The 12329-nt window shown below is 66.9% G+C and carries 11 protein-coding genes; all 11 read left to right on the top strand.

Annotated elements, in window-relative coordinates:
* The first annotated feature begins 18 nt into the window (after positions 1–18).
* The 11 genes from IB257_RS24160 to IB257_RS24205 all read left to right on the top strand — a co-directional run bounded on the left by IB257_RS24160 (position 19) and on the right by IB257_RS24205 (position 12325).
* A complete protein-coding gene (locus IB257_RS24160) occupies positions 19–4002 on the top strand; it encodes a Pls/PosA family non-ribosomal peptide synthetase (RefSeq protein WP_192354503.1) in 3984 nt (1327 codons plus the stop codon).
* Positions 3999–4565: a 4'-phosphopantetheinyl transferase superfamily protein gene (locus IB257_RS24165; protein ID WP_119450543.1), complete on the top strand. Its 567-nt coding sequence runs from the start codon at positions 3999–4001 to the stop codon at positions 4563–4565. The genes IB257_RS24160 and IB257_RS24165 overlap by 4 nt, the downstream gene beginning before the upstream one ends.
* An 80-nt stretch (positions 4566–4645) precedes the next feature.
* Positions 4646–5248 (top strand): DUF2889 domain-containing protein, encoded by a 603-nt coding sequence (locus tag IB257_RS24170; RefSeq protein ID WP_054451331.1) that lies wholly within the window; start codon positions 4646–4648, stop codon positions 5246–5248.
* 10 nt (positions 5249–5258) lie between these two features.
* On the top strand, positions 5259–6419 hold the full coding sequence (sucC, locus tag IB257_RS24175) for an ADP-forming succinate--CoA ligase subunit beta (protein WP_054451059.1): 1161 nt from the start codon (positions 5259–5261) through the stop codon (positions 6417–6419).
* A 22-nt stretch (positions 6420–6441) separates the two neighbouring features.
* Complete coding sequence (sucD, locus tag IB257_RS24180; protein WP_013392545.1) at positions 6442–7323, top strand: succinate--CoA ligase subunit alpha; 882 nt, start codon at positions 6442–6444, stop codon at positions 7321–7323.
* 356 nt (positions 7324–7679) lie between these two features.
* Entirely contained in the window at positions 7680–8378 is a 699-nt protein-coding gene (locus IB257_RS24185) for a TerC family protein (protein ID WP_192492921.1), read from the top strand.
* Between the two features lie 112 nt (positions 8379–8490).
* A complete protein-coding gene (locus IB257_RS24190; RefSeq protein ID WP_054451061.1) occupies positions 8491–9210 on the top strand; it encodes a TerC family protein in 720 nt (239 codons plus the stop codon).
* The gene (locus IB257_RS31745) at positions 9197–9319 is read left to right on the top strand and encodes a hypothetical protein (RefSeq protein ID WP_042792647.1); all 123 of its coding nucleotides are present in this window, start codon (positions 9197–9199) and stop codon (positions 9317–9319) included. The genes IB257_RS24190 and IB257_RS31745 overlap by 14 nt, the downstream gene beginning before the upstream one ends.
* Before the next feature lie 9 nt (positions 9320–9328).
* Entirely contained in the window at positions 9329–10276 is a 948-nt protein-coding gene (gene hemC / locus IB257_RS24195; protein ID WP_192492922.1) for a hydroxymethylbilane synthase, read from the top strand.
* On the top strand, positions 10276–11094 hold the full coding sequence (locus IB257_RS24200; protein WP_192492923.1) for a uroporphyrinogen-III synthase: 819 nt from the start codon (positions 10276–10278) through the stop codon (positions 11092–11094). Before hemC ends, IB257_RS24200 begins: the two co-directional genes overlap by 1 nt.
* Before the next feature lie 37 nt (positions 11095–11131).
* Positions 11132–12325, top strand: coding sequence for a uroporphyrinogen-III C-methyltransferase (locus IB257_RS24205; protein WP_054451064.1), 1194 nt, complete (start codon positions 11132–11134; stop codon positions 12323–12325).
* Positions 12326–12329: the final 4 nt, after the last annotated feature.

Raw genomic sequence — 12329 nt, forward strand, 5'->3', positions numbered from 1 at the left:
TGGATCCTTGTCGTTCCTATGATTCTCCAAGGCCCCTGTCGGCCCGACCTGCTGCTCGCAGAGACGCTGCCCGACATTCTGGAAGCCACGATCCGCCGGCATCCCGCCGCCGTCGCCATTCATTGGCTGGATCACACTCTCACCTACGACATGCTCGGCCAGCGCGCCGATCTGGCCGCGCATCATCTGATGCAGGCCGGCGTGCGGCCTGGCGATATCGTGGGCCTGTGCCTGCCGCGCGGCGCCGACCTGCTGGTGATGCAGGCGGCCATCGCGAAGGCGGGCGCGGCCTGGCTGCCGTTCGAGTCCGACACGCCGGTGGACCGCATGCTGGTCTGCCTGCAGGACGCGGGCGCTCGCGGGCTGATCGCGGGCGCCGAGGTCCGGCTGGACGGCATGGCCACCTGGACCACCTGGGCCTTGTCGGAGCCGGTCGAAGGCGCTTTGCGCAGGCGGGAAGGGCTGCTGCCCGAGCATCCCGCCTACGTCATCTACACCTCGGGCTCCACCGGCAAGCCCAAGGGCGTGCCTGTCAGCCATGCCAGCATCTGCCACTTCCTGCGCAGCGAAAACGCGGTGCTGGGCGTGCGCCACGAAGACAAGGTCTACCAGGGCTTCTCGGTAGCCTTCGACATGTCGTTCGAAGAGATCTGGATCAGCTATCTGGTCGGCGCGTCCCTGTGGGTGGCGCCCAAGATGCTGACCACGGACCCCGAAGGCCTGCCGGACGCGCTGGTGCGGGAAGGCATTACCGTGTTGCACGCCGTGCCGACCTTGCTGGCGCTGTTCGCGCGCGACGTGCCGGGATTGCGCATCGTCAACCTGGGCGGCGAGGTCTGTCCGGACTTCCTGGTGCCGCGCTGGGCCACGCCCGGCCGGCGCCTGTTCAATACCTACGGCCCCACCGAGACCACGGTGTCCGCCAGCCTGGCCGAACTGCTGCCCGGCCAGCCCGTGACCATAGGCACGCCGCTGCCCAACTACGGCATGCTGGTGCGCGGCGAGGATGGCGCGGTGCTGCCGCAAGGGCAGGTGGGCGAGCTGTGCATCACAGGCCCCGGCGTGGCTGGCGGCTATCTGGGCAGGCCCGAGCTGACGGCCGAGAAATTCCTGGCCAATCCGCGTCCGGCCGGCGATCACGACACGCGCATGTACCGCAGCGGCGACCTGGCGCGCATCGACGAGCACGGGCAGATCCACTGCCTGGGCCGCAGCGACGACCAGGTCAAGGTGCGGGGGTTCCGGGTCGAACTCGGGGAAATCGAGGCCGCGCTTTACCGCCTGCCGGGCGTGGGCGCGGCCGCCGTGGTGCTGCGCGATCTCGCGGGCATCGAGCAGCTGGTGGCTTTTCTCAAGCCCGAGGGCGAGGCGCGGCTGGACCCGCATGCGATGCGCGCCGCGCTGGGCGCGGACCTGCCCGCCTACATGATTCCGGCGCGCTTCGAACTGGTGGCCGATGTTCCCCGTTTGACCTCGGGCAAGATCGACCGCAAGGCGCTGAAGGCGCGCGAACTGGTGGCCGTGTCCGAGCCCGGCGGCGAAGACGACGAACCCGTCACGCCGGGCGAGCGGGCCTTGTTCGACGCCTTGCGTCCGCTGTTCCCGGGACAGCCGCTGCGGCTGGCCAGCGACTTCTTCCGCGACCTGGGCGGCCATTCGCTGCTGGCCGCGCGTCTGGTGTCGTCGCTGCGCAAGCATCCGCATTTTTCCGCGCTGACCATGCACGAGCTTTACCAGCATCCTGTGCTGGCGACGCTTGCGGCCCGGCTGGACGCGCTGGCTTCGGCCGAAAGCGACGCGGCCCGAGCGGCGGGCGTCGCCGGCATTGGCGCCGATCCCGCGCCCGCGCCCGAGTGGCGCCGCTGGACCTGCGGCCTGGCGCAGTTGGCGGCCTTGCCGCTGCTGATCGGCGTACGCATGCTGATCTGGCTGACGCCGTTCTTCACGTATCACTATTGGACGGGCGACGAAGGCGACTCGGTCTGGCGTGCGGTGGTCCTGTCCATCGCCAGCTATCTGGCCTGCAATCTGTTGAGCTTCGGCGTGGCCGTGGCCTGCAAGTGGGGCATTCTTGGCCGGCTCAAGCCCGGCAGCTATCCGATGTACGGCTGGCTGTTCTACCGCTGGTGGCTGGTGGACCGGGTGATGGACATTCCGCCCGCGCATCTGCTTGCGGGCTCCCCGTTGCAGGTCTGGTACCTGCGGGCGCTGGGCGCGCGCATCGGCCGCGACGCTGCCATCAGCCGGGTGTCCGTGCGTGCGCCCGATCTGCTGTCGGTGGGCAACGGCGTGAGCATCGGCGCGGCGGTCAACCTGGAGAATTTCTCGGTGCGCGGCGGCGAGTGGACGGTGGCGCCGATCACGTTGGCGGACAACACCTACATCGGTTCCTATTCGGTGCTGCAAGGCGACGTGGCGATGGGCGAGGGCGCACGGCTGGACGGACTGTCTTCGCTGGCGCAGGGCGCCCGCGTGCCTGCGGGCCAGATCTGGAGCGGGGCGCCAGCGCGCCACGATCCGCAGGCCCGCGCTCCCGAATTGCCGCCGCGGCCGCAACGCCACGGCATCTGGAGCCGGCTCGACTGCATGGCCTATGCGGCCGGCGGTACGCTGATCGCCGCGCTGTTCTTCATGCCGGTGTTCCCGAGCTTTGTGCTGATCGACTGGATCGACGCGCGCTGGCTGGACCTGATGGGCGCGCGAGTGCCCTGGCCTCAAGCCTTCCTGAGCTATCTGCTGCTGGCCTTGCCTGCCAGCGCATTGCTGTTGATGCTGACGGTGCTGGTATCGGCGTTGCTGCGATGGACGCTGTTGCCGCGTCTGGCCAGCGGCCGCTGGCCTGTATACGGCCAGATCTACCTGCGGCGCTGGTTGACGAACCAGATCCAGGAATCGAGCCTGAGCGTGCTGCACGGCCTGTACGCGTCGATCTACGCGGGCAACTGGTATCGCCTGCTGGGCGCGAAGGTCGGACGCGGCACCGAAATTTCCACCGCCATGGGCGTGGTGCCCGACATGCTGACCCTCGGCCGAGACAGCTTCATCGCCGACGGCGTCATGCTGGGCGACGAGGAAATCGACGCCGGCTGGATGACCTTGCGGCCCACCGTCATCGGCAACCGCAGTTTCGTCGGCAACGGCGCCTATGTGCCGGACGGCTCGGTACTGCCCGACGACGTGCTGATCGGCGTGCAGAGCCGCGCGCCGGCCAATGCCCGCATGGCCAGCGGCCAGACCTGGCTGGGCAATCCGCCGCTGGCGCTGCCGGCGCGCGAACAGACCGCGGGCTTTCCGGCGCACCTGACTTTCCGCCCCAGCCTGGGGCGCAAGATCCTGCGCGGCGGCGTCGAAGGCATGCGCATGGTCCTGCCGCTGGCCGTGGTGATCGCGGTGGGCTATCTGACCGTGATGAAAGTCATCCCCATGGCCGCCCGCGAAGGCTTTGTCTCCGCTTTCGACGAGCTGATGCTGGCCGGCGTGTTGTACGGCGTCGGCGCGTTCCTGTTCCTGGTGGCGCTGAAATGGGCCTTGATCGGCCGCTACAAGCCGCGCGCCGAGCCCATGTGGACGCCGTTCGTCTGGAAGAGCGAAGCGGTCACCAGCCTGTATGAATCCATAGCGGTGCCCAACTTCTTCAACTTCCTGCGGGCCACGCCCTGGCTGCCGCTGGCCCTGCGCTGCATGGGCGCCCGCATCGGCAAGCGCGTCTTCATGGACACCACCGACATCACCGAGTACGACTGCGTGTCGATCGGCGACGACGCGGTGCTGCACGCCTGGTCCGGACCGCAGACCCATCTGTTCGAAGACCGCGTGATGAAGATCGGCATGGTCCGCATCGGCGATGCCGTCAACGTCGGGCCGCGCAGCACCATCCTGTATGACACCCGGGTCGAAGCGGGCGCGCGCCTGGGGCCGCTGACGCTGGTGCTCAAGGGCGAGGCCATTCCGGCGGGCCAGGCCTGGATCGGCAGTCCGGCCACGCCTTGGGAGCAGCGGTGACCGGACCCCGGAGGCTGACCGGGGAGGGCGCCCCGGTCGAATTGTGGCTGCTGCACCTGCCTGCCTCCCGCCACAGGCAACGGGAGGCAGCCCGGAATTGGCTGGCCACGGAATTGGCGCGGCGCGATCCGCAAGCCGCGCCCGGCTGGACGGAAACGTCCAAGGGTCCGCAAATGCCCGCAGGCGCGCGCTGGAACAGTTCCTTCTCTTACTATGGCCCCTATATTCTCTGCGGCCTGTCCCGGCTGGGCCTGCCGGGCGTGGACCTGACCGGCGCGCAGGCCTGGGCGGGCGATGCGGACGTGATCCGCCTCTATTGCGGCCCGCAGGCCGCCGCCGAACTGGCCGCCAGTCCGCCGGCCGCCCGGGCGGACGCCTTCGCCCGCGCCTGGAGCGCGCTGGAGGCGCGCCTGAAAGCCTGCCGGCGGGGACTGGAGGAATACTCCCCCGAGCGCGAGCGGCACCTGGCCGCTGCCCGCATCACCTGCCAGCTTCGGCACCAGGGCCTATGGGCGGCAGCCGCACTCTGCGGCGGCGCGTCAGGCGCCAGTCAGGGGGCTTGATCGCAGGCCGCCTGCGCTATACTTTGAAGGTTTTGTTGCCGCGCACCATGCGCAGGCATCTCGCCCCGCAGGCCCCCAGCATGCCCTTGCCACCGCCGGACTATCCTCGCCAACCATTGCACACGCGTTCCATACGCGTGCAGTCGTATGCGCGCGAAGACGGGCACTGGGACCTGGAAGCCGAGCTGATCGACGTCAAGGCGTACGATTTCCCCAAGCGCGACGGCGAGATGTTCAAGGCCGGACAACCCATCCACCACATGCATCTGCGCATCACCATCGACGAGAACTTCTCGATCGTGGCGGCGCAGGCCGTCTATGACGCCGCTCCCTACGGCGAGCATTGCATGGCCATCGAACCGGCTTACACTGATCTGATCGGAATGAACCTGCTCAAGGGGTTCCGCCGGCAGGTCAAGGAGCGGTTCGGGCACGTGGAGGGCTGTACGCACATGACCGAACTGTCGCAGGTGCTACCCACCGCGGCGGTGCAGACCATGGCCAACCGCCGGCGGCAGGAAAACAACCCGAACCGGCGTCCATTCCAACTGGACGGCTGCCACGCGCTAAGCACCAGCGGCCCGGTGGTGGCTGAGCACTATCCCAAGTGGTACACCGGGGGTAGCGCTGAGGCATCGGCCGATTCGTCCTCCGATTCACCTTCTTTTTCTCATACGTCCTGACAGGTAACACATGAAAATCCACGAGTATCAAGGCAAGGAACTGCTGAAGCAATTTGGCGTCCCCGTGCCGCGCGGGATTCCCGCTCTTTCCGTCGACGAGGCCGTGGCTGCCGCTGAAAAGCTGGGTGGACCGGTTTGGGTCGTCAAGGCACAAATTCACGCGGGCGGCCGCGGCAAGGGCGGCGGCGTGAAGCTGGCGCGCTCGCTGGACGACGTCCGCAAGCTGGCCTCGGAAATCCTGGGCATGCAGCTGATCACGCACCAGACCGGCCCGGAAGGCCAGAAGGTCCGCCGCCTGTACATCGAAGACGGCGCCGACATCCAGAAGGAATACTACGTGTCGCTGGTCACCGACCGCGCCACCCAGAAGGTTGCCTTCATCGCCTCCAGCGAAGGCGGCATGGACATCGAGGAAGTGGCCCACTCCACTCCCGAGAAGATCATCACCGAATACATCGACCCGCTGACCGGCCTGTCGGCCGAGCAAGCCACCAAGATCGCCAACGCGATCGGCCTGCCCGCTGACTCCACCGCCCAGGCCGTGGACGTGTTCCAGAAGCTCTACAAGTGCTACATGGACACCGACGCCTCCCTGGTCGAAATCAACCCGCTGAACCGCGACAGCAAGGGCAACATCATCGCCCTGGACGCCAAGTTCAACTTCGACTCCAACGCCCTGTTCCGTCACCCGGAAATCGTCGCCTACCGCGACCTGGACGAAGAAGATCCGGCTGAAATCGAAGCCAGCAAGTTCGACCTGGCCTACATCCAGCTCGACGGCAACATCGGCTGCCTGGTGAACGGCGCCGGCCTGGCCATGGCCACCATGGACACCATCAAGCTGTTCGGCGGCGAGCCGGCCAACTTCCTGGACGTCGGCGGCGGCGCCACGGCCGAGAAGGTCACGGAAGCCTTCAAGATCATGCTCAAGAACAAGGGCGTGAAGGCCATCCTGGTCAACATCTTCGGCGGCATCATGCGCTGCGACGTCATCGCCGAAGGCGTGATCGCTGCTTGCAAGGCCGTCAACCTGAACGTGCCGCTGGTCGTCCGCATGAAGGGCACCAACGAAGAACTCGGCAAGAAGATGCTGGCTGACTCCGGTCTGCCGATCATCAGCGCCGACACGATGGCCGAAGCCGCCACCCGCGTCGTAGCCGCCGTCAAGTAAAGAAAAATCCAAGGATTCACAAATGTCGATTCTGATCAACAAGGACACCAAGGTCATCACCCAGGGCATCACGGGCAAGACGGGCCAGTTCCACACCCGCATGTGCCGTGAGTACGCCAATGGCAAGGCCGCTTTCGTGGCCGGCGTGAACCCCAAGAAGGCGGGTGAAGACTTCGAAGGCGTGCCGATCTTCGCTTCGGTGAAGGACGCCAAGGCTGACACCGGCGCCACCGTGTCCGTCATTTACGTGCCGCCCGCGGGCGCCGCTGCCGCCATCTGGGAAGCCGTCGAGGCCGAACTGGATCTGGTGATCTGCATCACCGAAGGCATCCCGGTCCGTGACATGCTGGAAGTCAAGAACCGCATGAAGGCCAAGGGCAGCAAGACCCTGCTGCTGGGCCCGAACTGCCCGGGTCTGATCACCCCCGACGAAATCAAGATCGGCATCATGCCCGGTCACATCCACCGCAAGGGCCGCATCGGCATCGTCAGCCGTTCGGGCACCCTGACGTACGAAGCCGTGGCGCAAGTCACCGAGCTGGGCCTGGGTCAATCCAGCGCCGTCGGCATCGGTGGCGACCCCATCAACGGCCTGAAGCACGTCGACGTGCTGAAGATGTTCAATGACGATCCCGACACCGACGCCGTCATCATGATCGGCGAAATCGGCGGACCCGACGAAGTCAACGCTGCCGAGTGGGCCAAGGACAACATGAAGAAGCCGGTCGTCGGCTTCATCGCTGGTGTCACCGCTCCTCCCGGAAAGCGCATGGGCCACGCCGGCGCGCTGATCTCCGGCGGCGCCGACACTGCCGACGCCAAGCTGGAAGTCATGGAAGCCTGCGGCATCCGCACCACGCGCAACCCGTCCGAAATGGGCAAGCTGCTCAAGTCGGTGCTGTAAAAAGCGCCTGGCCGCGCGTCCGGACGCTGCTTGCGTCCGGCGCCCGCGGCCTGCTGGCGGAAGTCCCGCTTCCGGCGTCAAACCCCTGGCTCCCGGCAACTGGCATCCGCCAATCGAAGCCCGCTCCGGCGGGCTTTTTTTCGTCTTTTTTTCCGTAATCCTAGGGAAATCCCGCGTCCACGTCGCGGCCTGGCAAACATACGGAAAGCTGAACGAAACTATAATGAAAGAAATTCTGCACGTACCCAGCAAGAATGCCGTCGGGCTCGCACCAAGACGGCCAGTACGTTTTTTTCGTCTTATTTCACCCATTCATTTGGTTTGTCCTAGGGGGATCACACCTAGGAAAGAGAGGCATGGAACTCAGTTCAGCGGCATTCTGGATAGCATTGCTCCAGATCATTTGGGTCAACATTCTGCTATCGGGCGACAACGCCGTGGTTATTGCGCTGGCGGCGCGTTCGCTGCCTCCGGCCCAACAGAAAAAAGCGATCGTGGTCGGCTCCGCCGCGGCGATCATCATGCGTATCGTGCTGACGCTGGTAGCGGCCAAGCTGCTCCTGCTGCCCTGGCTCAAGCTCATCGGCGCGCTGCTCCTGGTCTATATCGGCGTGACGCTGCTGTTGCCCGAGGGCGAGGAAGACGGGGCCGATAAGACGCAAGGCAATCTGCTGACCGCAATCCGCACTATCATGATTGCCGACCTGGTCATGAGCCTGGACAATGTGGTGGCCGTTGCCGCCGCCGCCATGGGCGACACGACCTTGCTGGTGTTGGGTCTGGCCATCAGTATTCCGCTGGTCATCTTTGGCAGTACGCTGCTCCTGAAGGTCATCGAGCGCTTCCCGGTCATCGTCTGGGTGGGGGCGGCGCTGCTGGGTTTCATCGCGGGCGAACTGCTGGTGGGCGATCCGGCCTTGCAGGAACCGGTGGCGCGCATCGACGCTGCCCTGGGCGTGACGCAGCACAGTTTTGCGCTGATGACAGGCGCGTTGGGCGCGGTGCTGGTGCTGGCTATCGGCAAAGTTTTGCTGATGCGCCAGAAAGCTGACTGAAAGCTGAATTATACTAATACGTTGTACTGAATAAGCCCGCCGCGTCGCGCGCGGCGGGCTTTGCCGGACCGGGACCGGCCACTCTTTTCATAAATGCCTTCGGGGGTTCATAGTGCTTGAGTTTTTCCAGACGCTGAGTTGGACAGCGGTATTCCAGATCATCCTCATCGACATCCTGCTCGGCGGCGACAACGCCGTCGTGATCGCGCTGGCCTGCCGCAATCTGGCGCCCAAGCAGCGCATGCAAGGTATTCTGTGGGGTACCGCGGGCGCCATCATCCTGCGCGTGGTCCTGATCGCCTTCGCCCTGACGCTGTTGTCGATCCCCTTCCTGAAGGTCGTGGGCGGCCTGCTGCTGGTCTGGATCGGCGTCAAGCTGCTGATTCCCGAGGACGATGCCCATGGCAACATCAAGGGCGGCACATCCATCGCCGCCGCGATCAAGACCATCATCATCGCCGACTTCGTGATGAGCCTGGACAACGTGATCGCCATTGCCGGCGCGGCCCAGAACGCCCACGCCGACCACCAGATCGGCCTGGTCGCCTTCGGCCTGATCGTCAGCGTGCCCATCATCATCTGGGGCAGCACCCTGGTGCTCAAGCTCATCGACCGCTATCCGCTGGTCGTCACCTTCGGCGCGGCCTTGCTGGGCTGGATCGCCGGCGGCATGCTGATCACCGACGTGGTTGTCGAGCGTCAATTCGGCGTGCAGCCCACTGCGGTTAAAATCGGCGCAGAAATCATTGGCGCCTTGCTCGTTGTTGTCCTTGGACGGTGGCTGGCAAGCCGCAAAACCGCTTCCAAGGAATCAGCACATGAGTCTGCGTAGATCTACCGATCCCCAGCAATCCGAATCGGGCCTGAGCCTCCTTCAGGGCCTTTTCGTGCTGGCCATCCTCGGGGTGGTCGCGACGGTCATCGTCTCCAATTTCGTTTGATGCCGTCTCGTGTCTCTACCGCAACGCCTGGTCATCGCGACCCGCGCCAGCCGGCTTGCCCTGTGGCAAGCCGAGCATGTGCGCGACCGGCTGCGCACGCTGTACCCGGCGTGCGCGGTTGAGCTACTCACCCTGACGACCCGAGGCGATCAGATCCTCGACCGCACGCTCTCCAAGGTGGGCGGCAAGGGTCTCTTCGTCAAGGAACTCGAAAACGCGCTGCTCGACGGCCGCGCCGATCTGGCCGTGCACTCCTTGAAGGACGTGCCGGTCGATCTGCAGGCGCCGTTCGAGCTTTGCGCTGTCCTCGATCGCGCGGATCCGCGCGATGCCTTCGTCTCCAATACCCATGGCTCGCTGGCCGACCTGCCCACGGGCGCCGTCGTCGGCACGTCCAGCCTGCGCCGCGAATCCCAGATCCGTGCGCGCTATCCCGAGCTGGTCGTGAAGCCGCTGCGCGGCAATCTCGATACGCGCCTGGGCAAGCTGGACAAGGGCGAATATGACGCCATCGTGCTGGCCGCTGCCGGCCTGGAGCGGCTGGGCCTGGGCTCGCGCATCCGCAGCCTGCTCGAACCGGAAGACAGCCTGCCGGCGGCCGGGCAGGGCGCCTTGGGCATCGAGATCCGCGACGACCGCGACGACATGCGCGCCTGGCTGGCCCCCTTGGTCAGCGCCGACACCACGTCCTGTGTGGTGGCCGAGCGCGCCGTGTCCCGCAAGCTGGGCGGATCCTGCCAGGTGCCCCTGGCGGCGTACGCTGAAATTGCCGGCGGCACCTTGTCGTTGCGCGCCTTGGTGGCGTCGCCCGACGGCGTGCGCATGGTCCATACGGCCCGCAGCGGCCCGGTGGCCGAGGCCCAGGCCATCGGCGAGGCCGCGGCGCAGGCGCTGCTGGACGCAGGCGCCCAGGACATCCTGCGCGAACTGCTGCAAGACCCGCCCAGGGCCGACTGATGGTCATGGCGTCCGCAGCCGCCGAACCGCCGCGGGTCGCCATCCTGACGCGACCCGACGGCCGCAACGAGGCCCTGGCAGGCCGCCTGCAGAGCGCCGGCTGGACGCCCTGCATTCTTCCCGCCCTGGAAATCCAGGTTTTGCCGGCCGCGACCGGCGGGCCGCCGCGTCCGTCCGACTACGACATGGTCGTGTTCGTCAGCGGCAATGCGGCCAGGCTGTACCTGGAACAATGGGCGCAGGCGGACGGGCCGGCTCCCTGGCCGGCGGGCGTCATCGCCGCCACAGTCGGGCCGGCCAGTGCGCAGGCCTTGCGCCTGTCCCCCTGCTTTGGCGCGAATACAACAGTTTTGCATCCCCCTGAAAGCGCGCCCAGCCACGATTCCGAGGCGCTCTGGGAGGTTTTGCTGGGGCTGCCGCAAATGCCCGCGCGCGTGCTGCTGGTGCGCGGCACGCAGGGCCGCGACTGGCTTGGTGACAGGCTCGAGGCGCACGGCGCGGCCGTGACGCGCCATGCTGCCTACCTGCGGCGCCCCGCGAGCTGGGGCGCCGATCAGGTCGCCAGCCTGCGGCGCTGGGCGGACGCGGGCATTCCGGCCACTTGGCTGATCACCAGCGGCGAGGGCGCGGATGCGTTGCGGGCAGGCCTGGAGGCGGCTGGCCTGGCGGACTGGTGGGCGCGGTGCAGCTTTGTGCTGACGCATCCCTCCCTGGAGCGCCGGCTGCCACAGCCCTGTCATGAAGGCGGGGCGCGGCCGATGGTAAAAATCTGCTTGCCCAACGACGAGTCGATATTCCAGGCTTTTGTTGCTGCTTGATTCGTTGCATCGGACTGACACCGAATACAATCGCGTCATGACAGACAAGACTCCCGCTACCGATCCGGTCGTTCCGACGGCCGCCCCGGGTGCAAGCGCGCCCGCGTCGGCCCCGGCCGATTCCGTCAAGGCCCGCCCGGCCAAGCGCCGCAGTGGCCCGCTGGTCCCCGCCCTCATCATCCTGATCTTGTTGGCCGCCGGCCTGGGTTACGCCCTCTGGATGCAGCGCACCCAGTTCGTGTCCGCCGGCCGCGAGGTCGCCACGCGCCTCGAAACGCTGACCACCGATCTGGCGCAAGCCCGCAAGGACACCCGCGAGGCCCTGGCCCTGGCCCAAGCCCAGGCCGGCCGCGTCGGCGAACTTGAAGACACCGTGCGCGAAACCCAAAGCCAGTACAACGCCTTGCAGCTGGCTTGGCAGAACTTCAACGACAGCGCCAGCGACGAACTGCTTGCCAACGACGTCGAGCGCCTGTTGACCATCGCCAACCAGCAACTGCGCCTAGCCGGCAATGTCTCCAACGCGATCGTGGCGCTGGAAACGGCGCAATCGCGCCTGGCGCGCGCCGACCGCCCGCGTTTCTCCAGCCTGCAGCAAGCCATCAACGGCGACCTGGACCGCTTGCGCGCCGTGTCCACCGTGGATATCCCTGCCCAGTCGGCCCGCATCGACCGCCTGGTGGCGCTTATCGGCAAGGCGCCGCTGCTGGTGCCGGACGCCGCCGCCCCGGGTGTGGCGCCTGCCGGCGAAGCCGCGCCGGCGGCCGCACCCGCCCCCGCGGTCGATCCGCTGGCGGGCTTGCCGGCCGACGCGCCCTGGTGGCAGCGCTGGCGCGCCGAGATGGCCTCCTGGCCCGGCCGCGCCGGCTCCGCGCTGGCGCATGAACTGGGCGGCCTGATCACGATCCAGCGCGTGGACGAGCCGGCTGCCTTGCTGCTGTCGCCCGACCAGGCCGACCAGGTGCGCGGCACGCTGCGCCAACGCCTGCTGACGGCGCAACTGGCCATGCTGATGCGCCAGCCCGCCGTCTGGAAGAGCGAACTCGACAACGTCGGCGTCACGCTCGCCAAGTATTTCGACGGCCGGTCCCCCGACACCGTCGCGGCCCAGACCCTGGCACGCGAACTGGCGCAGACCGACATTGCCGTGCGCATGCCGGAAGTGGCCGACAGCCTGAACGCCGTGGCCGCGCTGCGCGCCGCGGGCTTCAAGACCAGCGGACAGGACTGAGGCT

The sequence above is a fragment of the Achromobacter sp. ACM03 genome (assembly GCF_014851665.1).
In the GTDB taxonomy this organism is placed as follows: domain Bacteria; phylum Pseudomonadota; class Gammaproteobacteria; order Burkholderiales; family Burkholderiaceae_B; genus Achromobacter; species Achromobacter aegrifaciens.

What these genes read in the sequence shown, in the direction of transcription:
- sucC (WP_054451059.1), top strand. Translation starts at nt 5,259, where the DNA reads ATGAAAATCCACGAGTATCAAGGCAAGGAACTGCTGAAGCAATTTGGC.
- sucD (WP_013392545.1), top strand. Translation starts at nt 6,442, where the DNA reads ATGTCGATTCTGATCAACAAGGACACCAAGGTCATCACCCAGGGCATC.
- IB257_RS24205 (WP_054451064.1), top strand. Translation starts at nt 11,132, where the DNA reads ATGACAGACAAGACTCCCGCTACCGATCCGGTCGTTCCGACGGCCGCC.
- IB257_RS24170 (WP_054451331.1), top strand. Translation starts at nt 4,646, where the DNA reads ATGCCCTTGCCACCGCCGGACTATCCTCGCCAACCATTGCACACGCGT.
- IB257_RS24185 (WP_192492921.1), top strand. Translation starts at nt 7,680, where the DNA reads ATGGAACTCAGTTCAGCGGCATTCTGGATAGCATTGCTCCAGATCATT.
- IB257_RS24200 (WP_192492923.1), top strand. Translation starts at nt 10,276, where the DNA reads ATGGTCATGGCGTCCGCAGCCGCCGAACCGCCGCGGGTCGCCATCCTG.
- IB257_RS31745 (WP_042792647.1), top strand. Translation starts at nt 9,197, where the DNA reads ATGAGTCTGCGTAGATCTACCGATCCCCAGCAATCCGAATCGGGCCTG.
- IB257_RS24160 (WP_192354503.1), top strand. Translation starts at nt 19, where the DNA reads ATGATTCTCCAAGGCCCCTGTCGGCCCGACCTGCTGCTCGCAGAGACG.